Origin of the sequence: Spiribacter roseus (assembly GCF_002813635.1) — a bacterium.
GTDB lineage: Bacteria > Pseudomonadota > Gammaproteobacteria > Nitrococcales > Nitrococcaceae > Spiribacter > Spiribacter roseus.
This window is the reverse complement of record NZ_CP016382.1, coordinates 1,084,486-1,106,270: the sequence shown is the minus strand read 5'-3', so window position 1 is coordinate 1,106,270 and position 21,785 is coordinate 1,084,486. Positions and strand designations below refer to the sequence as shown.

The window sequence follows — 21,785 nt, the reverse complement described above, 5'->3', positions numbered from 1 at the left end:
CCGCCGTCAGTGCGGCGGGGTGTAGGGGAGATCCAGGATCTCGAGGATGCGTGTCGCGACGGACAGTGTCTGCCCGGCCTTTTCGATGCGCAGCACCCCCAGCAGTTCACTGCCACCACCGGCCGCCGCCGCGCTGATGACGACCCCGGCCTCCTGATCATCGGCGTCGAGCACCGCCGTGCCGGGTGCCGGTGGATCGTCGGCGATGGCCGCCCGGTAGAGTCGGCGCTTGAGCTGGCCGCGGTAATGCATGCGCGCGATCACTTCCTGACCGGGGTAGCAGCCCTTGTCATAACTGATCCCGCCCAGGGGTTCGAGGTTGAGCATGGTCGGCACGACGGATTCGCTGACCTCGCGGGTCAGTTCGGGGAGGCCGGCGCGGATCGACTGCAGACGCCAGAAATCCTCGCTGCCCTCGACGAGTGCGTGGCCAAAGCGGGTGCGCAGGGCGGCCAGCTGATCGGCGGGCGCGATGACCAGATAGCGCAGGTCAGCCGCGCCGGGCAGGGCGATGACATGCAGGTCGCCGGCCCGCGCGACGTCGCCCGCCTGGGCGGGCAGGGTGCCGGCCGCCTCGCTCAGCAGGCTGGCGGCGGCCGGGCCGGCCATCCCCAGTGCCCCCTCATCGGGTCGCAGATCAGTGAGCGCGACCTGCGAGCGCAGTATGAACATCTGAAGGGTCGGGCGGATCGCCTCGATCAGGTCCGCATCGGCCAGCAGCAGCATGCCTGTGTCACTGGGGACGACGCGGAACACCGCGCGCGCCCGGCCCTTGGCATTGCACCAGGCGGCGAGTGCGCTGGCGGATGGCTCCAGTCCCGCAACGTCGGCGGTCAACTGGTTCTGCAGGAACGCAACGGCGTCGTCGCCGGCGACGTGGAGCAAGCCCAACGAGGGAAGGGGACAGATCAGTCCGCTGTCGTTGAGGGCCATTTCCATTTCATCGGGCGTATTCGCGGGTTCATGCATGGTCGGCTCCAGACGGTAGCGGATAGAATGTCGGCCTCCGCTGTCATAAATGATGCCATTTGCAGACCGCCCCGTGTAGCTGGAGGATCCGACATGACCGACGATCGCAAGACTCATCCGTCTGACGCTGAGGCTCAGGAAGGCGCTGCCGGGACCCCGTCACCGGAGACGGTGGATTGGGAGCGGCCCGAGACCTGGCCCAAAGAGGTGGGCGGCAAGCGCGGCCCGGAACCGACCCGCTACGGCGACTGGGAAAGCAACGGCCGCTGCACCGATTTCTGACCGGCATCGAGGGCGATTTGTTGCACTGCGGCGATATTGCGCGATGCGGCATGGAAGCGTAGTTTATCGGAATAATTCCAAAGATGATGACCCTCGGAGAGTGTTCAGATGAGTACCGATAACCGGCCCCTCTCGCCCCATCTTCAGGTCTACCGCCTGCCGTTCACCGCGCTGACCTCCATCAGCCATCGCATCAGTGGTGTATTGCTCTCCGGGGGCGCGCTGGCACTGGTGTACTGGGTGGTGGCCGCGGCCGCCGGCCCGCAGGCCTATGCCACCGCCAGCAGCATCCTCTCGAGCCTGCCGGTCCAGGCGCTGATCTTCCTCTGGACCTTCGTCCTGTTCTATCACCTGTGTAACGGCATCCGTCATCTGGTCTGGGACGTGGGTTATGGTTTTGACCTGAAAACGGCGCAGCGCTCCGGGCAGATCGCCATTGGCGCGGCCGCCGCGCTCACCCTGATCGCCTGGCTCATCGCCCTGGTCTGAGGAGAACAGCAATGGATTATCGGACTCCCCTGAAGCGCGCACAGGGCCTGGGCGCCTCCCACCATGGTGTGGGCCATTGGTGGATGCAGCGGCTCAGTGCCGTGGCAATGGTGCCGCTGATGCTCTGGCTGGTGGTTGGCCTCGCCACGCACACCGGTGGTGGTTACGAAGGTGCCGTGGCCTGGCTGGGCAACCCGATCAACACCGTGGTGCTGGTGATCGCCTTCGGCGTGCTGTTCTATCATGCTTCGCTCGGGCTCCAGGTGGTCCTCGAGGACTACGTCAGCCACACGGGCACAAGACTGGCACTGGTGACCGCCGTGCGGTTCCTGGCCGCACTGCTGGCCGTCTCGGCGATATTCGCCCTACTCAAGATTGCGTTCGGAGGCTGACCGGATGAGCACCGATTACGAGATTATCGATCACACCTATGACGTTGTGGTGGTGGGTGCCGGCGGCGCCGGCCTGCGCGCGACCTTCGGCATGGCCGCCAAGGGCCTGAAAACGGCCTGCGTCACCAAGGTCTTCCCCACGCGGAGCCATACCGTGGCCGCCCAAGGCGGCGTCAGCGCGGCGCTGGGCAACATGGGCGAGGACGACTGGCGCTGGCATGCCTATGACACGATCAAGGGCTCCGACTGGCTGGGCGATCAGGATGCCATCGAGTACATGTGCCGCGAGGCGATCCCCGCGATCATCGAACTGGAGCACTACGGCGTGCCCTTTTCGCGGACTGAGGAAGGCAAGATCTACCAGCGGCCGTTCGGCGGCATGACCACCCGGTTCGGCGAGGGGACCGCGCAGCGCACCTGTGCCGCCGCCGACCGGACCGGGCATGCGATCCTGCACACGCTCTACCAGCAGTCGATGGCGCACTCGGCCGACTTTCACATCGAGTTTTTCGCCCTTGACCTGATCATGGAAAACGGCGCCTGCCGCGGAGTGATTGCCCTGGAGCTGGCCACCGGCAAGATCCATCGCTTCCGGGCCCATATCGTGGTGATGGCCACCGGCGGTTACGGCCGCGCCTGGTTCTCCTGCACATCGGCCCATACCTGCACCGGCGATGGCGGCGGTATGGTGCTGCGCGCCGGCCTGCCGCTGCAGGACATGGAGTTCACGCAGTTCCATCCGACCGGGGTCTACGGCGCCGGATGCCTCATCACTGAAGGCGTCCGCGGCGAGGGCGGCTACCTGACCAACTCCGATGGCGAGCGCTTCATGGAGCGTTACGCCCCCAACGCCAAGGACCTGGCCTCGCGCGACGTGGTGTCACGCTCAATGACCGTTGAAATCCGCGAGGGACGCGGCGTCGGGCCCAACGCCGATCACATCCATCTGCATCTCGAGCACCTCGGCCCCGATGTCATCAACCAGCGGCTGCCGGGTATCGCCGAGACCGCCAAGATCTTTGCGGGTGTCGACGTCACGCAGTCGCCCATCCCGGTGCTGCCGACCGTGCACTACAACATGGGCGGCATCCCCACCAACTATCGGGCCGAGGTGGTGGCACCCCGCGATGGCGACCCGGATGCGGTGGTGCCCGGGCTGATGGCGATTGGCGAAGCCGGGTGCATTTCGGTGCACGGCGCCAATCGTTTGGGCTCCAACTCGCTGCTTGACCTGGTGGTGTTCGGCCGCGCGGCGGCGATCCGGGCGGCCGAGATCGTGGCCGAAACCGGCGAGCATAAGCCACTGCCGGCGGACAGCGCCGACTACGCGCTCACGCGGCTGGATCGACTGCGCCATGCCAACGGCAGCCATCCCACCGCCAGCATCCGTGAGCAGATGCAGAAGACCATGCAGGAATACGCCGCCGTGTTCCGCACCGAAGAGACGCTCGCCACCGGCCGGGAGCGCATCCACGAGATCCACGCCATGCTTGAGGATGTGCAGCTTTCCGACCGGTCGTTGATCTGGAACACGGATCTGGTGGAGAGCCTCGAGCTCGAGAACCTGCTGGGCAATGCGGTCGTCAGCATGGATTCGGCGCTGAACCGGCAGGAGAGTCGCGGCGCCCACGCCCGCGAGGACTACACCGAGCGTGATGACGAGCACTGGATGAAGCATACCGTGTCCTGGATGCAGGACAGTGGCGAGGTCCAGCTTGACTACCGGCCGGTACACATGACGACGCTTTCCGATGAGATGGAAGTGATTCCGCCCAAAAAGCGCGTGTACTGATTCCAGGAGAGATTAGCGATGGCTCAGTTCGTACTACCCCCCAATTCCCGGATAAAGCAGGGCGAACACCACGAGGCGCCTGACGGGGTCAGTAACACCCGGACCTTCAAGGTCTACCGCTGGGAGCCGGACAAGGGGGAAAACCCGCGTCTCGACACCTACGAGGTGGATCTCGATACCTGTGGTCCGATGGTGCTCGACGCCCTGGTCAAGATCAAAAACGAGATCGACCCGACACTGACTTTCCGGCGTTCCTGCCGCGAGGGCATCTGTGGGTCGTGTGCGATGAACATTGATGGCCGCAACACCCTGGCGTGCATTCAGGCCATCGATGAAATCGACGGTGATGTGCGGATCTATCCGCTGCCCTCCATGCGGGTGGTCAAGGATCTGGTGCCGGACATGACGCATTTCTATGCCCAGTACGCGTCGATCCGCCCGTGGCTGCGCACCGAGACGCCGACGCCCCCCGATCGTGAGCGGCTGCAGAGCCCTGAGGACCGCGAAGAGCTGGACGGCCTCTACGAGTGCATCCTGTGTGCCTGCTGCCAGACCTCATGCCCCAGCTACTGGTGGAACCCCGACCGTTATCTGGGACCGGCCGTGCTGTTGCAGGCCTACCGCTGGATTGCCGATTCGCGCGATGAGGACACCGCCGGTCGCCTTGACGACCTCGATGATGCGTTCAAGCTCTATCGTTGCCACACGATCATGAACTGCGCATCCGCCTGTCCCAAGGGTCTGAACCCCGCCAAGGCAATCGCTGAGATCAAGCGCATGATGGTGGCCCGCCAGTAAGCGGCGGCACGATCCGTGGGCGAGCGGTCGAGATTGCGCTGGCGATGCCGGCGCGGAACCACGGAACTGGACCGACTGCTGACCCGGTTCCTGGACGCGCCGGCCCAGGGCTATGACGCGCTTGATGCCGAGGGACGCGAGGCGTTTGACCGCCTTCTGACCATCGAGGATGACCACCTCATCGACTGGCTGGTCAATGGTCAGCGGCCCTCGGAGGAAAGCCTTGTCGACATCGTCAACCGCATTCGCCACGCCTCCGATCTACCGACTCACGCCTAGCGCCTGGTTGCGTGGGGCGCTGATCGGACTGTTCCTGCTGGCGGTTCTGGTGGCGCTGGTCGCACCCGGGCTGGCCCCGACCCTGCGGATTGCGGCGCTGATCCTGACCCTCGCGGTGGCGGCGTGGACGGTGCCCCGGCATTGGCCGACGCAACCCCGGGCGGTTCAGGCCTTTCAGCTTGAATCCGGTCATTATGTGCGGATGTGGCGGTATGATGGGGCACAGGCCCGGTATCGTCTCCGGGACAGTCGGATCTGGCCGGCGCTGGTGGTGCTGGCGCTGGCCGACGGCAGGGATCGCCGGGCGCTGTTCATACCGCGGGACGCTCTCGGGGGCGAGGCCCATCGGCAGCTGCGCCGGGCCGTGAGCGCATGCTGAGGCGTTTGCCGGTGTCGGGGCGATCCGCTAGCCTCATCAGGATGACTGAACTTCTACCAGACTCACGGGTCATTGCGGAGGGTGAATGAGTACCGCCAATGCGGACAAGGAGCTGGTAGAGCGTGTTCAAGCGGGTGACAAGCAGGCGTTCGACCTGCTGGTGCTCAAGTATCAACACAAGCTCGTCAAGCTCATCTCCCGGTACGTGCATGATCACGCTGAGGCGATGGATGTCTCCCAGGAGGCATTCATCAAGGCCTATCGGGCGTTGCCGAGGTTTCGTGGCGACAGCAGCTTCTACACCTGGCTCTATCGAATCGGGATCAATACGGCGAAGAACTATCTGGTCTCGCAGGGCCGGCGGCCACCGGATAATGACATTGATGCCCAGGATGCTGAACGATATGACATCGAATCGCGTCTGAAGGATCAGGAGTCGCCAGAAGCGCTTGCGCAGCGGGACCAAGTGCAGGAGACAGTGGTCAGCGCCATCGAGGATCTGCCCGATGACCTGCGCACGGCGATCACCCTGCGTGAGTTCGACGGGCTCACGTACGAGGAAATCGCCGAGGCAATGGACTGCCCGATAGGAACGGTCCGGTCACGGATATTCCGTGCCCGTGAGTCAATTGATAAGCGGCTGCGGCCGCTGGTGTCCGGTACAGACGGGTGATAGCGATGCAGGATGATACGGATCAACAACTCTCGGCCTATGTAGACGGCGAGCTGGGTCGTGATGAAAGTCGCTTTCTGGAGCGCCGCCTGGCCGCCGATCCGGGGCTGAGGCAGGCGCTCGAGCGCTACCATTCAATGCGGGCCGCCGTGCGTGGCGAGCATGTCGCCGGTGTCGAGGGGCTGGCGGATCGGGTGCGCGGGCAGCTCGAGGCAGAGCCCGCCCACGAAGCGGACGACGCCCTGGCCCAAGCCAATTGGCGACGGGCTTCGTTCATGGTCCAGCCGGTGGCGGGGTTGGCCATTGCGGCGAGTGTCGCGCTGGGGCTGGTGGTCGCCTGGCCGATGTTCACCGCGCCCTCGACGCCGGCACCCACGGCTACCCCCGTGCAGATCGCTGCGGAGCCCACCAACGGCAGTCTTTCGCGGGTGGGCGGTCCTTCAGCGGCCCGGCAGGACGACGGCGTCGACGCACAGGTGCGACGCCAGCTCCAGCCCTATTTCATCGATCACAATGACCAGACCACGGCCCGGCCCATTGGCGGGACTCTGGAGTCGGCGAGAATCATCGGTCATGACCGCGAACGCTGATCCATCGTGGCGGCGCGGCCGCCGACGCGGTGCGACCGGCCTACTGGCGCTTGCCCTGTTGCTTGCCAACCTGGCAGCGGCGGAAACCCCGCGCAGCGCCAGCGGGTGGCTGGAACATGCCAGCGATGCGATGGGGCGTCACAGCTTTGTTGCCGATGTGATCTACGAACAGGGGGCGCATGTCGAAGCGCTGCGGCTGTGGCGCGATGCCTCCGTGGCGGACGGCAGCCGTGAACGGCTCATGTCGCTGTCAGGCCCCCCGCGCGAGATTCTCAGAACGCCGACCACCACCACCTACATTTCTCCCACCGCCGCTCCCCATCCCCGCCAGCGCTACGCGAACCGCTCGCTGCGGCTGCCCGATCCGGATGCCATTGATCGGCTCGATCAGTCCTACACGCTCAATCTCGAGGGACAGGGGCGGGTCGCGCAACGCGCGGCGCAGCGGCTTCGCGTGATCCCTCAGGACGATCTGCGGTATGGGTATGCGCTGTGGCTCGACCAGCAGACCGGCATTGTGTTGCGGGCCGATATCCTCGAGCCCGACGGCTGGCCGGTGGAGCGCTTCATGGTGGTCGAGCTGAACCGTCGTGAGGCAATGGATCCGAGCCTGCTTGATCCGGTGCTCGCTGACGAGGGCGCGACTTTCGAGCGGGCGACCCGCGGGAATGCGGCGGCCGACCAGGATGGCCCGGTCCATGGCGACTGGTCGTTGACCGATCCTCCCCCCGGCTTCACCCGACAGGCGGATCGCACTCAGGCGCTGCCGGGCCACGAACGGCCGGTTCGGCATCTGGTGTTCTCGGACGGCATCGCCAGTGTTTCGGTCTACATCAAGCAATCCGAGGCGGCCGAGGCGCTCCAGGGCGCGATGAGCATGGGCGGTGTGAACATCCATGCGCGAACGCATGACGGTGTCCAGATTCTGGTTGTCGGACAGGTACCGGCAATCACCGTGGAACGGATGGCCAATGCCATGGTCCGCTCCAGTCAACCCAACGCGACAGGGCAGTAAACCGAATGACCCTCTTACGATCGATTTCCCGTGGCACCCGCCGGGGGGCCATGGCCCTGATGGCGGTCACGATGCTGCTGGCGCCGGGTGTCGGCGCCCAGAATCTGCCGGATTTCACCGACATGGTGCGCGAAAACAGCCCGGCGGTCGTCAACATCAGCACGACCCAGGCCCAGCCGGAAGGCCGCGCCCGCATGCCCGATGTGCCGGGCATGCCCGACCCCGAGGATCTTCCCGAGGGGCATCCATTCCGTGACTTCATGGACCGGTTCATGGATGACGAAGGGCCGGAGCAGGCGCCGCCGCGCCGCGACGCCCGGTCGCTGGGCTCCGGATTCATCATCTCCGAGGACGGCTACATCCTCACCAACAATCACGTGGTCGAGGACGCCAGCGAGATCATCGTCCGGCTGAACGATCGCCGCCAGATGACCGCGGAACTGGTCGGCGCCGACGACCGGGCGGATCTCGCCCTGCTCAAGGTGGATGGCGAGGATATGCCAACGGTGGAAACCGGCCAGTCCTCCGAAGTCGAGGTCGGTGAGTGGGTGCTGGCCATCGGTGCGCCGTTCGGTTTCGAATATTCGGTCACCGCCGGCATCATCAGCGCCAAGCAGCGCAGTCTGCCCATGGAAAACTACATTCCCTTCCTGCAGACCGACGTGGCGATCAACCCGGGCAATTCCGGCGGCCCGCTGTTCAACCTCGACGGCGAGGTGATCGGGGTCAATTCGCATATCTACAGCCGCTCCGGGGGCTTTCAGGGCATCTCTTTCGCCATTCCCATCGAGCTGGCAATGGATGTGGCCGATCAGCTGCGTGACGGGGGCGAAGTCAGCCGGGCCTGGCTGGGCGTCGTGATCCAGGACGTTACCCGCGATCTGGCGGAATCCTTCGGCATGGATCGGCCCGAGGGGGCCCTCATCGCCCAGGTCCTGCCGGACAGCCCCGCCGCGGCCGCCGGTATTGAGCCGGGGGATGTGGTGCTTGAGTTCGACGGCAATGATGTTGCGACGTCGGGTGCCCTGCCACCGATCGTGGGCCAGGCGACCGTCGGCTCGACCGTACCAGTGGTGGTGATGCGCGATGGCGAGCGTCAGACGCTGGAGGTCACCCTGGCTGAATTGCCGGACGATGCCGGCCAGCGTGGTGGCGGGTCGCCGCAGACCGAACCCGGCGCGTTCGAGGAGCTGGGACTGATGCTGCAGCCCCTGACGGCCGAGCGCCGTGATGCGCTGGGCCTGGAGCCGGATGTTGACGGGCTTGTCGTGGCCGGCGTTGATGGCGGGCCGGCCGCCGAGGCGGGGATCGAGCCCGGGGATGTCATCGCCCGGGTCAACCGTTCCCCGGTCGAGGGGGTCGAGGCGTTCCGCGAGATCATCGCCGGTATGGAGTCGGGACGCCGTGTCCCGCTGCTGGTACTGCGAGACGGGAGTCAGCGGTTTCTTGCCCTGCGTATCCCCTGATCGGTATCGTACCGCGATAGCGTGTCGGCCCTGCGCCGATGAGGCCGCGGTGGCATCAAGCCGCCGCGGCTGATTTGTTTCCGCAACCGGCCCGACCCCGGCCAGGACTTCATGGACCAGATCAGAAATTTCTCCATCATCGCCCACATCGATCATGGCAAGTCGACCCTTGCGGACCGCCTGATCGAACGCTCGGCACATTTCCAGTCCCGGCAGTCCAACGAGCAGATGCTCGACTCAATGGACCTTGAGCGCGAGCGCGGCATCACCATCAAGGCGCAGAGTGTGTCGCTGGACTACACCGCTGCGGATGGCCGCACCTATCAGCTCAACTTCATCGACACCCCCGGGCATGTCGACTTTTCCTACGAGGTCAGTCGCTCGCTGTATGCCTGCGAAGGGGCGCTGCTGCTGGTGGATGCCTCGCAGGGTGTCGAGGCGCAGAGCGTCGCCAACTGCTATACCGCGGTGGAGCAGAATCTCGAAGTCATTCCGGTGCTGAACAAGATCGACCTGCCCTCGGCCGAGCCCGAACAGGTGATCCAGCAGATAGAGGAGATCATCGGTCTGGATGGCTCGGAAGTGGTCCCGATCAGCGCCAAGACCGGTGATGGGATCGACGACCTGCTCGAGTCGCTGGTGGCCAATGTGCCGGCCCCGCAGGGTGACCCCGAGGGACCGCTCAAGGCGCTGATCATCGACTCCTGGTTCGATAATTATCTGGGCGTCGTGTGTCTGGTCCGGATCTTTGATGGCGTGCTGCGCAAGGGCGATCGCATCAAGGTCATGTCCACCGGGCGCGAGTTCCAGGCGGATAACCTGGGCATTTTCACGCCCAAGCGGATGCCCTGGGACATCCTCGAGACCGGCCGGGTCGGATTCGTGGTCGCCGGGATCAAGGACATCGACGGTGCCCCGGTGGGCGACACCCTGACCAGCGCCCGTCGACCCACCGAATCGCCGGTGCCCGGCTTCAAGCGGGTCCAGCCGCGGGTGTTTGCCGGGGTGTTCCCCACCAGTTCCGAGGACTATGAGGCATTCCGCGATGCCCTCGGCAAGCTGCGGCTCAATGACGCCGCGCTGCATTATGAACCCGAGAACTCCGAGGCCCTCGGGTTCGGGTTTCGCTGCGGATTCCTCGGCATGCTGCACATGGAGATCATCCAGGAGCGGCTCGAGCGCGAGTATGGCCTGGATCTGATCACCACCGCGCCGACGGTCGTGCATGAAGTCGTCAACAAGGACGGCGAGGCATTCCTGATCCACAACCCCTCGGAGATGCCGGCGGTCAACGACGTCGAGGAGATCCGCGAGCCCATCATCCATGCCAGCATCCTCGTCCCGCAGACCTACATCGGTGCGGTGATCAAACTCTGCGAGGAAAAGCGCGGCGTGCAGAAGGGCATGCAATATGTCGGCAATCAGATGTCGCTTGAATACGAGATGCCCATGGGCGAAGTGGTGCTCGACTTCTTCGACCGCCTGAAATCGGCGTCCCGGGGGTATGCCTCGTTTGACTATGAGTTCCGCCGCTTCCAGCCCGAGCGGCTGGTCAAGCTCGATATCCGAGTCAACGGCGACAAGGTGGATGCGCTGTCGGTGATCGTTCATCGCGACCAGGCCGAATACCGAGGCCGCGATCTGACCGAAAAGCTGAAAGAAATCATCCCCCGGCAGATGTTCGAGGTGGCCATTCAGGCGGCGGTGGGGTCGAAGATCATCGCCCGCTCGACGGTCAAGGCACTGCGTAAGAACGTGACCGCCAAGTGCTATGGGGGCGACATCACCCGAAAGCGTAAGCTGCTTGAGAAACAGAAGCAGGGTAAGCGTCGGATGAAGCAGGTGGGGCGCGTTGAAATCCCGCAGGACGCGTTCCTGGCCGTGCTTCAGGTTGATAACGATAAATGAACCGGCGTACTAGCCCATGACAATGCCCGATTTTGAACAGCTCCTGGTCATCCTCACCCTGGTGAGCGGCGTCATCTGGGTGATCGACCGGTTCCGCCGCCGTCGGCGCGCCGCTGATGCGCGGGTCTCGTGGTGGTTTGATCTGGGCCGCTCGCTGTTTCCCGTGATCCTGATCGTGCTGATCATCCGCTCGTTCGTCATCGAGCCCTTTCGCATCCCCTCGGGGTCCATGCTCCCGACGCTCGAGGTGGGCGATTTCATCCTCGTCAACAAGTTCGGGTATGGCCTGCGACTGCCGGTGGCGCATGAGCTGATCGTGCCGGTGGGCGATCCCTCGCGCGGCGATGTCGCGGTGTTCCGCTATCCCGAGGATCCCTCTCAGGACTACATCAAGCGCATTGTCGGTCTGCCGGGGGATACCGTGTCCTACGTCGACAAGCGCCTGATCATCAACGGCGAACCCCTCGAGGTGGAGCGCCTCGGCGCCTGGCGCGGCGATGACGCATTCAACCTGCTGCGCGAGCAGCTGGGCGGCGACTGGCATGAGATGCTGGTGCATCGCTCGCCCCATGACCGGCAGCTGAGCCTGACGGTGCCCGAGGGCGAGTACTTCGTGATGGGGGATAACCGGGACCGCAGCAGTGACAGCCGCTTCTGGGGCACCGTGCCCCGGGATCATCTGGTCGGGCAGGCGTTTTTCGTCTGGCTCAGCTGGAATGGGGGGCCCAACTGGTCACGCATGGGCGATGTGATCCAATGACGGCAGGGAGCGGCTGGGTATGACGCACCGCGCAGATCTTGTCGGCCACCTGGGTCGGGCGTTCGAGGACCCGGCGCTGCTCGATCAGGCGGTCACCCATCGCAGCGCCGAGGGCCCCAACAACGAGCGACTCGAGTTTCTGGGTGATTCGATTCTCAACTTCGTGATTGCCGCTGAGGTCTTTGAGCGCCGTCCCGAACTGCACGAGGGTGAGCTCAGCCGGCTGCGGGCGGCGCTGGTCAACAAGAATGCGCTGGCTGCGATCGCCCGGGGGATCGATCTGGGTGCGCACATCGTGCTGGGCAGTGGCGAACTCAAGACCGGGGGCAGTCGCCGCGACTCCATCCTCGCCGATGGGCTTGAGGCGGTGATCGGTGCGGTCTATCTGGATGGGGGGTATGAGGCGGGGCGGCAGGTGATACTGCAGCTGTTCGAGGCGCACCTCAGCCGCCTGCCCGACATGGAGGCACTCAAAGACCCCAAGACCCGACTCCAGGAATATCTCCAGGCCCGGCACCTTGAACTGCCCACCTATCAGGTGGATGCGGTCAGCGGGCGGGCGCACCAACAGACCTTCCGCGTCGGCTGTCACTGCGAGTCGCTCCAGCTTACCGGGGAAGGCACGGCCGGTAACCGACGCCAGGCGGAACAGGCGGCCGCAGACGACCTGCTGGCCAAGATCGCCGCCGCCGACACAGGAAAGAATAATGACTGAAACCGAATCCGCGACGGACACCGACTTTGCCTCAGGGTTTGTCGCACTGGTCGGCCGCCCCAATGTGGGCAAGTCGACCCTGCTCAACGCCGTGCTCGGCCAGAAGGTGAGCATCGCCACGCGCAAACCGCAGACCACGCGCCACCGCATTCTTGGCATCCACCAGCGCGATGACGCTCAGATCGTCTATGTCGACACACCCGGCCTGCACGAGGGCGGGCGGACCGCCATGAACCGTTACATGAACGAGGCCGCCGGCAGTGCGCTGGGCGATGTCGATGTGGTGGTCTTCATGATCGAGGCAGGGCGCTGGACCGACGCCGACGAGCGCGTGCTCCAACGGCTGCAGACCGTCAGGGCACCGGTGGTGGCGGTGATCAACAAAGCGGATCGGCTGCGCGACAAGAATCGGCTCCTGCCCGAGATCGAAGCGCTCGCCGGGCGCTACGATTTCGCCGCCGTGGTCCCGGTGTCGGCGCTTAAAAGCGACAAGCTCGATGCCCTTGAAAGCGCACTGATCGAGGCCCTGCCGCGCGGGCCGGCGCTGTTCCCCCGCGACCAGATCACCGATCGCGATGAGCGCTTCATGGCCACCGAGCTGATCCGCGAGCAGCTGACCCTGATGCTGGGCGATGAGCTGCCCTACGCGAGCACGGTGGAGATCGAGGCCTTTGAGCAGGAGGGGCAGCTGCGCCGAATCGCCGCGATCATCTGGGTCGAGCGCGTCGGCCAGCGCCGCATCGTCATCGGCGAAGGGGGCGAGCAGGCCAAGCGCATCGGGGCGGCGGCCCGCCTGCAGATGGAGCACCTGCTGGGCGGCCGGGTCTACCTCAAACTCTGGGTCAAGGTCCGCGAGGGCTGGTCCGATGACGCCCGACTGCTCAAGTCGCTGGGTTACAGCGCCGATCGATGACCGCGACGCCGCGGGTGGCAACCCTCGAGCCGGGGTTCATCCTGCATACCCGGGCGTATCGTGACACCAGCCTGCTGCTGGAGGTGCTGAGCCGCGGCCACGGCCGGGTGGGCCTGGTCGCGCGCGGCGCGCGGAGTCGCAGGTCGCGGACGGCGGGCCTGCTTCAGGCATTTCAGCCGCTTGCGCTGTCGTGGCGCAGCCGCGGCGAAATGGGCAGCCTGCGCCAGGTCGAGTCGGCCGGTCGACCGTTCATGCTCAAGGGCCGGCGTCTGGTCAGTGGGCTTTACATCAATGAGCTTCTGATGCGTCTGCTGGGGCGCGAGGACCCGCATCCCGGGGTGTTCGAGCACTACCTCAACTGTCTCGAGGCGCTGGCGGAAGCGGTGCCCGAGGCCGTGGCGCTGCGCGGCTTCGAGCGCGATCTCCTGGGGCTGCTCGGCTATGGCCTGCCGCTGGCGCGCGATACCGAGGATGCGCCGCTGGTCGCGTCGCGGTGGTATCGTTACGATCCGGGGCGAGGGGCCATCCCCGTGGCGGGGCCGGACGCACCGGGTCAAGTGGTCAGCGGGGAAACACTGCTCGGCCTTGCCCGGCCGACGCTCACCGAGGCCACCGCACGGGCCAGCCGCGACCTGATGCGGGCCGCGCTGGAGCCGCATATTGGCAACCGTCCACTGAAAACCCGCGAACTCTACGGTCGCACCACAGCCAGGGGAGATCCTGATCATGGCCCATCATCAGGGCAGTCTTGAGCCACTGCTCGGCGTCAATGTCGATCATGTCGCGACGCTGCGGCGCAAGCGCGACACCCGCTATCCCGATCCGGTCCACGCCGCGCAGGTGGCGGAGCAGGCCGGCGCCGACGCCATTACAGTGCATCTGCGCGAGGACCGGCGACATGTCACCGACCGTGATGTCGAGATCCTCGCACAGACGCTGCAGACCCGGATGAACCTGGAAATGGCGGTCACCGATGAGATGCTCGCGATCGGGCAGCGCATCCGGGCGACGGATTGCTGTCTGGTGCCCGAACGGCGTGAGGAACTGACCACCGAGGGCGGGCTGGATGTGGCCTCTGATCCATCGCGCTGTGCGGACGCCTGTCAGGCCCTCACCGAGGCGGGATCCCGCGTGTCGTTATTCATCGACCCCGAACCGGCGCAGCTGCATGCCGCGGTCGAAGTAGGCGCGCCGGTGGTCGAACTGCATACCGGCGCGTTTGCCGATGCCCGCAGCGATGGCGAGATCCATGCCCAGTTCCAGCGGGTGCGCGAGGCGGCAAGCCTGGGGGCGTCGCTGGGGCTGCAGGTCAATGCCGGGCACGGACTGCATTACCACAATGTGGCGCCGATTGCCGCGCTGCCCGAGATCACCGAACTCAATATCGGCCATGCGATCATTGCCCACGCCATCTTCGCCGGGCTGGACGGCGCGGTGCGTGAGATGAAACGCCTGATCCGTGAGGCGCGTCATTGAGCATTGTCGGGATCGGCACCGATCTGGTTGAAATCGATCGGCTTGAAGCGCTCCAGCAACGCTATTCCACCCGACTGGCCGCGCGGCTGCTCGCCCCGGCCGAGCGATCGGATTATCAGGCCCATGCCGCCGGCGACCGCCAGGCCGCGGCCTTTCTGGCCCGCCGATTCGCCGCCAAGGAAGCCGCCGCCAAGGCCCTGGGCTGCGGCATCGGGGCGCAGGCGCGCTTGTCGGAACTGGTGGTTACCCACACCGGCGCCGGCGCGCCCGGCCTGACCCTGACCGGGGCGGCGGGCCGCCAGGCCGAGCGTCTGGGCGTGCGATCCGCGCACCTGAGCATTAGCGACGAGCGCGGTTACGCGCTCGCCTTCGTCATCCTCGAGCGCTAACGGGGCTCGGCCTCGGGCAGGACCTGCTCGAGCCACTGCGAGTTGAGCCGATCGCTCAGGCGATTCTGCTGCTGGCGGGCCGAGAGGTTGTCGAGGTCGATCCAGGTCAGCGGCTGGTCCTGGCCGGCACAGGAGAACACCGGTCGGGTGCGCTCGCCGGTCTCGGGGTCGATCTGCCACTGCAGGCACTGGGCGCACACGCCCTGCATCATGCACTGCATCGGGCTGCCCACGGTCCCGAAGGCGTCACAGCCCTCGGCGACGCGTGTCGCCAGTTCACCACGGACCGCCTGCTGAAAGCCCTTCAGCAGCCCGGTGCCGCCCATGACCATGATGCGGTCGACATCCGACAGCGGGATGCCGCCTTCGGCGGGGCCGATGTCGCCGTCATCGTAGCGCTTCACCACATCGATCATGTCGGTCGCCTGCAGACTGACGTCCTGGGGCCGGCGGGGCTCGATGGTGTCCTCACGGGCCGTGCACCAGATGATCTGGTCGGCACCGGCCTCGAGCTCGTCCTGATGATCGACATCGCCGGCACCGCCGAACGCGGCCACGTACAGCACCCGATTACCGGCAGCCCGCAGGGCGGCGCCGATGTCCAGCATGACCGCCGCGCCCCAGCGGCCCGCCACCACCATGATGGTACGGCCGGTGGGCATGTCGGTCGGGGCGCCGGTGGGGCCCATGAGCACCAGCGGGTCGCCGGGGCGCAGCCGGCCCACCAGGCGTGGCCCCGCGCCCCACTGCAGCACCATCAATCGGATGCAGTCATCCTTGACCCCCGTGCCCGACACGGTGATCAGCGGAATCTGCAGGCGCGTGTTATCGACGACGGGTGACAGTGATTCGAAGGTCTGCAGGCGATAGAACTGGCCGGCGCGGAAGTTCCGGGCTGCCATGGGCGCCTTGACCCATACCTCGACCATTGCCGGGTTGTCGTTTCTGACCTCCACCACCCGGGCGGTCAGCAGGTCGTCCATCCGGGTCAGGAAATCGCTGTGAGACTCGTCAGTGCCGGGGACTTCATGGGCCATGGCGGCCATGACGTAGGGATAAGTACGCATCCCCGAGGCAATCGCCTTGACCACACTGCCGTGGAACGCCGGATGCGTGTCGCCGATGAAGGTCACCCGGCGGCCGCCCTCCTGATAGGAGGTGAAGGGGCCAAACACCCGGGACTTGGAATGCTCGGCGTCGGCCACCGGCTCCAGCCCCTGATCGGTGGGGGTGTGGGCAAGGAAGTGGTTGCCTTCGAGCCGGAAGGTGTCTGCGTGTTCGCGCTCGTAGATGGTGTTGGGCACCGTGCCGGCGGCGATGAAGATCGCCCGGGCGGGCAGGCGCCGTTCGGCACCGGTGGGCGCCCACTTACCATCGCGCCGGTCGAGCTCGCGGCAGACCAGCGAGCTGACATGCTGGTACTCATCCACCTCGGCGTGGAGCGGCTCCAGACCCTGGGCGTAGTAGAGCCCTTCCTCGGTGGCCTTGATCACCTCCTCGTGGTTGCGCACGTACGCCGGCGAGTCGGTCATGCCCTTGCGATAGGCGACGGTGACCCCGCCCCAGGCGCGGATCAGCGGGTTGAAGTCGGGCTCGCGGCCCTCCCGCGCGGCGTTTTCGCGCTCGGTGCGGATGGCGCGGCCATGCGTGAGGAATTCCTCGAGCGTCGCCTGGTCCTCGTCGTTCATCCCGGCGGTGACGGCCGATTCGCCAAGGCGCTCGGATAGCCGCTCGTAGCGCTCGAGGATTTTCTCGACCTGTTTGACGTAGTAGGCCTGCACCTCGGTGGCGGTATCCACGCCGGTGAGTCCACCGCCCACGACCACCGCGGGCAGCCGCACCTGCAGGCTTGCGAGACTCGATGCCTTGGCGGCCCCGGTCAGCTGCAGGGCCATCAGAAAGTCGCTGGCCTGACGCATGCCGCGGGCGAGGCTGTTGCCCATGTGCACGACCCGCGGCAGGCCCGCGCCGGTGGCGTTGACGACGTGGTCGAACCCAAGCGCCCAGGCGTCTTCGAGGGTCACGGTGCCGCCCAGCCGCGCCCCGCCATAGACCCTGAAATTATGCCGCCGGGCCAGCGTCAGGTAGATGAGCTTGAGGAAATTCTTATCCCAGCGCACGGTGATGCCATACTCCGCGACGCCGCCAAAGCCCATCAGAATGCGCTCATCGAGATCCTCCTGGAGATCCGCCCAGCGCGGCACCGGGGCATCGAGCAGCGAGGCCGGCAGGGGCTCGATCTTGAGCCCGTCAACACCCACCACGGCCGTGCCGTTCATGGTCAGGTGATGCGCCATGGTAAAGCCCGCCGGGCCCATGCCGGCGACCAGCACCCGGCGGTCATTGTCGGGCTGCTGGATGTACTGCTCGCGGCGCAGTGGGTTCCAGCGCGTGAGCAGGTGATAGAGCTCTACCCCCCAGGTCAGATCAAGGCTGTCGCTGAGGACGCGGGTCTCGATCTGAGGGATGTCGACCGGGTCCTGCTTCTGGTAGATGCAGCCCTTCATGCAGTCGTTGCAGATGCGATGGCCGGTGGCGGGCACCATGGGATTGTCCACCATCACCATGGCCAGCGCCGCCAGGTTGTAGCCATCCCGGCGCAGCACATGCATCTCGGAGATCTTTTCCTCGAGCGGACAGCCAGTCAGGGTGACGCCGAGCGGATCCTCCTTGAAGCCCAGCTCGGGCTGGGTCTTTTTCTCGGGGAAGCCCTTCGAGCAGAAGTCTCCCTCGTGGTCATGGCAGTAGATGCAGTAGTGGATCTCGCTCTGCACGTGACGCGAGTCCATGCGGTAGTCGGTCAGCGAGAACCCATCCCGCGCCCGGCGCCGGGAGGGCTCGGCCTGCAGGCGCTCGACGCCATCCACCTCAACCCGCTCGGCGGGCACGCGATCGAAGTGATCGACCCGCTCGGGCAGCTTGAAACTTGCCCAGCCACGCACCCGCGCCTGACCGGCCTGGGTCTGACGGGCCAGCTTGCACCAGGCGGTCAGCGTTTCGATGGCCTCGGCATTGGCGGCTTCGTCCTCGAGCAGTGCCATGCCGAACCGGGCGATGGCGCGCTCCTCGTCATCGCCGGCGACCTCGCCCAAGCTGGCACGCACCGCGGCATCAAGGGCCTCGAACGTGTGCTCCACGGGGCGGCGGTGGCGTTTGACGCGGCGCTGCACGAACGCCTGCTTGAACTGCATGACCACGTCGTCGGCCAGAATCGACTCGCGCAGCTCGTGCAGCTCGGATTCGATGCCGAACAGTCGGCCGATGAACGCCTCGACGTAGGGGCCGAGCTCGATGAGCAGTTCGCTGTTCTGGGTGCCGGGCAGGTCGCTGTCGCGGCCACGGTAGTCCCGCAGCCGGGCGGCGAGGGCGGGTGCCGCGCTGTCCAGCTCATCGAGGAAGGCCGCGTCGACGCGGGCAAGGCCCTCGGGTGTCTGAAGGGCGGTAAAATCGAGGCCGAAACGGCCCAGGCTCAGATCAAGATCCATAAGGTTCCAACGCAGGGGTGGATGATCCCGGCATGATGCGCCCGGCGTTGTCGCGCAACAAGCCAGCTGAAATGGGGTTTAACTCCCCTCGTCGTGATCCTCGACCCGCGCGATCAGCGTGCCCTCGCGAAGGCGCGCGCGGATCGGATCACCGACGGCGACATCCGTCGCGCGATGGATCACCGCCTGGCCGTCCCGGGGCTGGACAATGGCATAGCCCCTGGCCAGCGTGCCCAGTGGACTGAGACTGTCGAGCGTGCGGGCCTGGGCCTCGACCCGGGTCCGCTTCCGGGTGATGAGCTCCCGCACGCCACGGTCCAGGCGCCGCGCGAGTTGATCCGTGGTGTCACTGAGCCGCTGGATCCGCGGGGTCGGGTCCTGGGCCTGCAGGCGCTGCTGGACCCGCTCGACATGCCGCGCGCGCTCTGCCATCCGGGCGCGGACGGCGCGTCCCAGGCGCTGGTCAAGCTCATCCAGCCGCTGGGCGCGATCCCGCAGCCGCCGGCCGGGATGCTGGGCATTCAGCCGCCGGGTCAGGCGATGGATGCGCTCGCGGCGCTCGCCCAGAACCCGCGACAGGCCTTTGCTGAGGCGGGCCTGCTGTTGCTGCACACGGCGCCCGAGGGCCTCGCCGTCGGGGGACAGCCGCTCCGCGGCCGCCGATGGCGTGGCGGCACGCTCATCGGCCACCAGATCAGCGATGGTGACGTCCACCTCGTGGCCGACGGCACTGACGGTCGGCAGGCTGCAGGCGTGAATCGCGCGGGCGACCGCTTCGTCGTTGAAGGCCTGCAGGTCTTCCAGCGAGCCGCCACCCCGGCCGACGATCAGGGCATCCACCTCCTGGCGCTGATCGGCGCGATGAATGGCCTCGACAATGGCCGCTGTGGCCTGGGCCCCCTGGACCGCCACGGGGTAAATGAGGATCGGCAACGCCGGAAACCGCCGGCGCAGGACGCTGACGATGTCGCGGATGGCGGCGCCGGTGGGCGAGGTGATGACGCCGATGCGCCGCGGCAGGGTCGGCAGCGCCTGTTTGCAGGCCGGATCGAAAAGGCCCTCGCGCTCGAGGCGGGCCTTGAGCTCGGCGAACGCCCGCTGCAGCGCCCCATCCCCGGCGGGTTCCAGGTGCTCGGCGATCAGCTGGTATTCACCGCGCGGCGCGTAGAGGCCGATGCGTGCCCGCAGTCGTACCTGGTCACCATTGGCCGGGGTCGTGCGCAGGCGCATGGCGCGGTTGCGGAACAGTGCACAGCGCACCTGGGCATCCGGATCCTTGAGGGTGAAGTACAGATGCCCCGAACGGGGCCGGGCGAGATTGGAGATTTCGCCTTCGACCCATACCAGCGGGAGCGCCTGTTCGAGCAGGCCCCGAACGGTCTGGTTGAGATCAGAGACGGTGTACACGTGACGGGCGTCAGGGCTGTCCATACATCGAGCGTAGCAGCTCATGCCCTGAATGCCAGATGCAGCGTTTCTGACATTGGCGTTCAGGCAGGAGGCGGCCTATAATAGACGGTTACCATCGCGCCAGAAGAGGACGTCACCATGCAGATCGCCCAGGAAGCCCTGACCTTTGACGACGTCCTCCTGCTGCCGGATTACTCCGATGTGCTGCCCAAGGCCGTCGACCTGTCGACGCGGGTGACCCGCGACATCCGGCTCAATATCCCGCTGCTCTCCGCCGCCATGGACACGGTCACCGAATCGCGCCTCGCCATCCGGCTGGCTGAGCAGGGCGGCATCGGCATCGTGCACAAAAGCATGAGCGTCGAAGACCAGGCGCGGGAAGTGCGCATCGTCAAGAAATTCGAAAGCGGCGTCATCAAAGAGCCGATCACCGTCAACCCCGAGGCGAGCATCCGCGAGGTGATCACGCTCATGGGGCAATACGGCATCTCCGGCGTCCCCGTGGTCGAGGGCCGTCAGCTCACCGGCATCGTCACCAGTCGTGATCTGCGTTTCGAGACCCGGCTCGACATGAAGGTGACCGATGCGATGACGCCCAAGGACCGGCTGGTGACGGTCCAGGAAGGGGCCGAGCGGGACGAGATCCTCACGCTGCTGCATCGCCACCGCATCGAGAAGCTGCTGGTGGTCAACCCCCGCTTTGAGCTGCGCGGCATGATCACCGTCAAAGACATCCAGAAGGCCGAGGACTTCCCCAACGCCTGCAAGGACGAATATGGCCGCCTGCGTGTGGGCGCGGCGGTTTCTACGGGCGAAGGCACCGAGGAGCGCGTCGAGGCGCTGGCCGAGGCGGGCGCCGATCTGCTGGTGGTGGACACCGCCCACGGCCACAGTAAGGGCGTGATCGATCGGGTGGGCTGGATCAAGCGTCACTTCCCCGGCGTACAGGTCATTGGTGGCAACATCGCCACCGGCGATGCCGCGCGGGCCCTGGCGGATGCCGGTGCCGACGCGGTCAAGGTGGGCATTGGCCCGGGATCCATCTGCACCACCCGGGTCATCGCCGGCGTCGGGGTGCCCCAGGTCACGGCGGTCGACAACGTCGCCACGGCACTGGCCAGCACCGATGTGCCGGTGATCGCCGACGGTGGCATCCGTTTTTCCGGGGATATGGCCAAGGCCATGGCCGCCGGCGCCCACTGCGTGATGATGGGCAGCATGTTCGCGGGTACCGACGAGGCACCCGGCGAGGTTGAGCTCTATCAGGGCCGCAGCTACAAGTCGTACCGGGGCATGGGCTCGATCGGTGCGATGTCCGGCAAACAGGGCTCATCGGATCGCTACTTCCAGGAAAACGCCCGCGACGCCGACAAGCTGGTGCCCGAGGGCATCGAGGGTCGGGTCCCTTACAAGGGCCCGATGAACGTCATCATTCACCAGCTTCTGGGCGGTCTGCGCGCCAGCATGGGCTACTGCGGCTGTGCGGACATCGACTCGTTCCGCGAGCGGGCCACCTTTGCACGCATCACCAACTCCGGGGTGCGCGAGGGGCATGTCCACGATGTGAGCATCACCAAGGAAGCGCCCAACTACCGGAGCGATTGA

General features: G+C 66.1%; 22 protein-coding genes. 19 read left to right on the top strand and 3 right to left on the bottom strand.

From position 1 onward, the window contains the following. Nucleotides 1-6: 6 nt before the first annotated feature. Complete coding sequence (gene ygfZ, locus BBH56_RS05480) at nucleotides 7-969, bottom strand: CAF17-like 4Fe-4S cluster assembly/insertion protein YgfZ (RefSeq protein ID WP_198515191.1); 963 nt, start codon at nucleotides 967-969, stop codon at nucleotides 7-9. 93 nt (nucleotides 970-1,062) lie between these two features. Between ygfZ and BBH56_RS05475 the strand changes: the two genes are divergently transcribed. From BBH56_RS05475 to acpS, 18 genes are all read left to right on the top strand, one after another. Continuing rightward, nucleotides 1,063-1,251 (top strand): DUF1674 domain-containing protein, encoded by a 189-nt coding sequence (locus BBH56_RS05475; protein WP_148122754.1) that lies wholly within the window; start codon nucleotides 1,063-1,065, stop codon nucleotides 1,249-1,251. Nucleotides 1,252-1,359: 108 nt separating this feature from the next. Further along, nucleotides 1,360-1,740 (top strand): succinate dehydrogenase, cytochrome b556 subunit, encoded by a 381-nt coding sequence (sdhC, locus tag BBH56_RS05470; RefSeq protein WP_148122188.1) that lies wholly within the window; start codon nucleotides 1,360-1,362, stop codon nucleotides 1,738-1,740. Between the two features lie 11 nt (nucleotides 1,741-1,751). Then, entirely contained in the window at nucleotides 1,752-2,132 is a 381-nt protein-coding gene (sdhD, locus tag BBH56_RS05465; RefSeq protein ID WP_069133966.1) for a succinate dehydrogenase, hydrophobic membrane anchor protein, read from the top strand. Between the two features lie 4 nt (nucleotides 2,133-2,136). Then, the gene (sdhA, locus tag BBH56_RS05460; RefSeq protein WP_069133967.1) at nucleotides 2,137-3,924 is read left to right on the top strand and encodes a succinate dehydrogenase flavoprotein subunit; all 1,788 of its coding nucleotides are present in this window, start codon (nucleotides 2,137-2,139) and stop codon (nucleotides 3,922-3,924) included. 18 nt (nucleotides 3,925-3,942) lie between these two features. Next, entirely contained in the window at nucleotides 3,943-4,722 is a 780-nt protein-coding gene (locus tag BBH56_RS05455; protein ID WP_069133968.1) for a succinate dehydrogenase iron-sulfur subunit, read from the top strand. Nucleotides 4,723-4,755: 33 nt separating this feature from the next. Beyond that, nucleotides 4,756-5,001, top strand: coding sequence for an FAD assembly factor SdhE (locus BBH56_RS05450; protein ID WP_318262502.1), 246 nt, complete (start codon nucleotides 4,756-4,758; stop codon nucleotides 4,999-5,001). Further along, nucleotides 4,946-5,380 (top strand): protein YgfX, encoded by a 435-nt coding sequence (locus BBH56_RS05445; RefSeq protein ID WP_318262501.1) that lies wholly within the window; start codon nucleotides 4,946-4,948, stop codon nucleotides 5,378-5,380. The genes BBH56_RS05450 and BBH56_RS05445 overlap by 56 nt, the downstream gene beginning before the upstream one ends. A gap of 85 nt (nucleotides 5,381-5,465) precedes the next feature. Further along, a complete protein-coding gene (gene rpoE / locus BBH56_RS05440) occupies nucleotides 5,466-6,053 on the top strand; it encodes an RNA polymerase sigma factor RpoE (RefSeq protein WP_069133971.1) in 588 nt (195 codons plus the stop codon). A 5-nt stretch (nucleotides 6,054-6,058) separates the two neighbouring features. Next, nucleotides 6,059-6,643, top strand: a complete 585-nt coding sequence (locus BBH56_RS09655) for a sigma-E factor negative regulatory protein (RefSeq protein WP_069133972.1) — start codon at nucleotides 6,059-6,061, stop codon at nucleotides 6,641-6,643. After that, nucleotides 6,627-7,658 (top strand): MucB/RseB C-terminal domain-containing protein, encoded by a 1,032-nt coding sequence (locus tag BBH56_RS09650; RefSeq protein WP_198515190.1) that lies wholly within the window; start codon nucleotides 6,627-6,629, stop codon nucleotides 7,656-7,658. The genes BBH56_RS09655 and BBH56_RS09650 overlap by 17 nt, the downstream gene beginning before the upstream one ends. 5 nt (nucleotides 7,659-7,663) lie before the next feature. Continuing rightward, nucleotides 7,664-9,124 (top strand): DegQ family serine endoprotease, encoded by a 1,461-nt coding sequence (locus BBH56_RS05425; protein WP_318262500.1) that lies wholly within the window; start codon nucleotides 7,664-7,666, stop codon nucleotides 9,122-9,124. A 111-nt stretch (nucleotides 9,125-9,235) separates the two neighbouring features. Beyond that, nucleotides 9,236-11,032 (top strand): translation elongation factor 4, encoded by a 1,797-nt coding sequence (gene lepA, locus BBH56_RS05420; protein WP_148122184.1) that lies wholly within the window; start codon nucleotides 9,236-9,238, stop codon nucleotides 11,030-11,032. Between the two features lie 22 nt (nucleotides 11,033-11,054). Next, on the top strand, nucleotides 11,055-11,792 hold the full coding sequence (gene lepB, locus BBH56_RS05415; RefSeq protein ID WP_148122183.1) for a signal peptidase I: 738 nt from the start codon (nucleotides 11,055-11,057) through the stop codon (nucleotides 11,790-11,792). Between the two features lie 19 nt (nucleotides 11,793-11,811). Further along, nucleotides 11,812-12,507 (top strand): ribonuclease III, encoded by a 696-nt coding sequence (gene rnc, locus BBH56_RS05410; protein ID WP_148122182.1) that lies wholly within the window; start codon nucleotides 11,812-11,814, stop codon nucleotides 12,505-12,507. Further along, the gene (era, locus tag BBH56_RS05405; protein ID WP_148122181.1) at nucleotides 12,500-13,420 is read left to right on the top strand and encodes a GTPase Era; all 921 of its coding nucleotides are present in this window, start codon (nucleotides 12,500-12,502) and stop codon (nucleotides 13,418-13,420) included. Before rnc ends, era begins: the two co-directional genes overlap by 8 nt. Then, nucleotides 13,417-14,172 (top strand): DNA repair protein RecO, encoded by a 756-nt coding sequence (recO, locus tag BBH56_RS05400; RefSeq protein ID WP_148122180.1) that lies wholly within the window; start codon nucleotides 13,417-13,419, stop codon nucleotides 14,170-14,172. The genes era and recO overlap by 4 nt, the downstream gene beginning before the upstream one ends. After that, the gene (gene pdxJ, locus BBH56_RS05395) at nucleotides 14,147-14,896 is read left to right on the top strand and encodes a pyridoxine 5'-phosphate synthase (RefSeq protein WP_069133980.1); all 750 of its coding nucleotides are present in this window, start codon (nucleotides 14,147-14,149) and stop codon (nucleotides 14,894-14,896) included. Before recO ends, pdxJ begins: the two co-directional genes overlap by 26 nt. After that, entirely contained in the window at nucleotides 14,893-15,285 is a 393-nt protein-coding gene (acpS, locus tag BBH56_RS05390) for a holo-ACP synthase (protein ID WP_318262499.1), read from the top strand. Before pdxJ ends, acpS begins: the two co-directional genes overlap by 4 nt. On the opposite strand, the gene BBH56_RS05385 is transcribed toward acpS, so the two are convergent. After that, nucleotides 15,282-18,770, bottom strand: a complete 3,489-nt coding sequence (locus BBH56_RS05385; RefSeq protein ID WP_148122179.1) for an FAD-dependent oxidoreductase — start codon at nucleotides 18,768-18,770, stop codon at nucleotides 15,282-15,284. The two genes, acpS and BBH56_RS05385, sit on opposite strands and share 4 nt — an antisense overlap. Nucleotides 18,771-18,848: 78 nt before the next feature. Continuing rightward, nucleotides 18,849-20,201 carry an exodeoxyribonuclease VII large subunit gene (xseA, locus tag BBH56_RS05380; protein WP_148122178.1) on the bottom strand — a complete coding sequence of 451 codons (1,353 nt, stop codon included), beginning with the start codon at nucleotides 20,199-20,201 and terminating at the stop codon, nucleotides 18,849-18,851. A 117-nt stretch (nucleotides 20,202-20,318) separates the two neighbouring features. On the opposite strand from xseA, the gene guaB reads away from it, so the two are divergent. Continuing rightward, nucleotides 20,319-21,785 carry an IMP dehydrogenase gene (guaB, locus tag BBH56_RS05375; protein WP_144348255.1) on the top strand — a complete coding sequence of 489 codons (1,467 nt, stop codon included), beginning with the start codon at nucleotides 20,319-20,321 and terminating at the stop codon, nucleotides 21,783-21,785.

What these genes read in the sequence shown, in the direction of transcription:
- ygfZ (WP_198515191.1), bottom strand. Translation starts at nt 969, where the DNA reads ATGCATGAACCCGCGAATACGCCCGATGAAATGGAAATGGCCCTCAAC.
- BBH56_RS05475 (WP_148122754.1), top strand. Translation starts at nt 1,063, where the DNA reads ATGACCGACGATCGCAAGACTCATCCGTCTGACGCTGAGGCTCAGGAA.
- sdhC (WP_148122188.1), top strand. Translation starts at nt 1,360, where the DNA reads ATGAGTACCGATAACCGGCCCCTCTCGCCCCATCTTCAGGTCTACCGC.
- sdhD (WP_069133966.1), top strand. Translation starts at nt 1,752, where the DNA reads ATGGATTATCGGACTCCCCTGAAGCGCGCACAGGGCCTGGGCGCCTCC.
- sdhA (WP_069133967.1), top strand. Translation starts at nt 2,137, where the DNA reads ATGAGCACCGATTACGAGATTATCGATCACACCTATGACGTTGTGGTG.
- BBH56_RS05455 (WP_069133968.1), top strand. Translation starts at nt 3,943, where the DNA reads ATGGCTCAGTTCGTACTACCCCCCAATTCCCGGATAAAGCAGGGCGAA.
- rpoE (WP_069133971.1), top strand. Translation starts at nt 5,466, where the DNA reads ATGAGTACCGCCAATGCGGACAAGGAGCTGGTAGAGCGTGTTCAAGCG.
- BBH56_RS09655 (WP_069133972.1), top strand. Translation starts at nt 6,059, where the DNA reads ATGCAGGATGATACGGATCAACAACTCTCGGCCTATGTAGACGGCGAG.
- BBH56_RS09650 (WP_198515190.1), top strand. Translation starts at nt 6,627, where the DNA reads ATGACCGCGAACGCTGATCCATCGTGGCGGCGCGGCCGCCGACGCGGT.
- BBH56_RS05425 (WP_318262500.1), top strand. Translation starts at nt 7,664, where the DNA reads ATGACCCTCTTACGATCGATTTCCCGTGGCACCCGCCGGGGGGCCATG.
- lepA (WP_148122184.1), top strand. Translation starts at nt 9,236, where the DNA reads ATGGACCAGATCAGAAATTTCTCCATCATCGCCCACATCGATCATGGC.
- lepB (WP_148122183.1), top strand. Translation starts at nt 11,055, where the DNA reads ATGCCCGATTTTGAACAGCTCCTGGTCATCCTCACCCTGGTGAGCGGC.
- rnc (WP_148122182.1), top strand. Translation starts at nt 11,812, where the DNA reads ATGACGCACCGCGCAGATCTTGTCGGCCACCTGGGTCGGGCGTTCGAG.
- era (WP_148122181.1), top strand. Translation starts at nt 12,500, where the DNA reads ATGACTGAAACCGAATCCGCGACGGACACCGACTTTGCCTCAGGGTTT.
- recO (WP_148122180.1), top strand. Translation starts at nt 13,417, where the DNA reads ATGACCGCGACGCCGCGGGTGGCAACCCTCGAGCCGGGGTTCATCCTG.
- pdxJ (WP_069133980.1), top strand. Translation starts at nt 14,147, where the DNA reads ATGGCCCATCATCAGGGCAGTCTTGAGCCACTGCTCGGCGTCAATGTC.
- BBH56_RS05385 (WP_148122179.1), bottom strand. Translation starts at nt 18,770, where the DNA reads ATGGATCTTGATCTGAGCCTGGGCCGTTTCGGCCTCGATTTTACCGCC.
- xseA (WP_148122178.1), bottom strand. Translation starts at nt 20,201, where the DNA reads ATGGACAGCCCTGACGCCCGTCACGTGTACACCGTCTCTGATCTCAAC.
- guaB (WP_144348255.1), top strand. Translation starts at nt 20,319, where the DNA reads ATGCAGATCGCCCAGGAAGCCCTGACCTTTGACGACGTCCTCCTGCTG.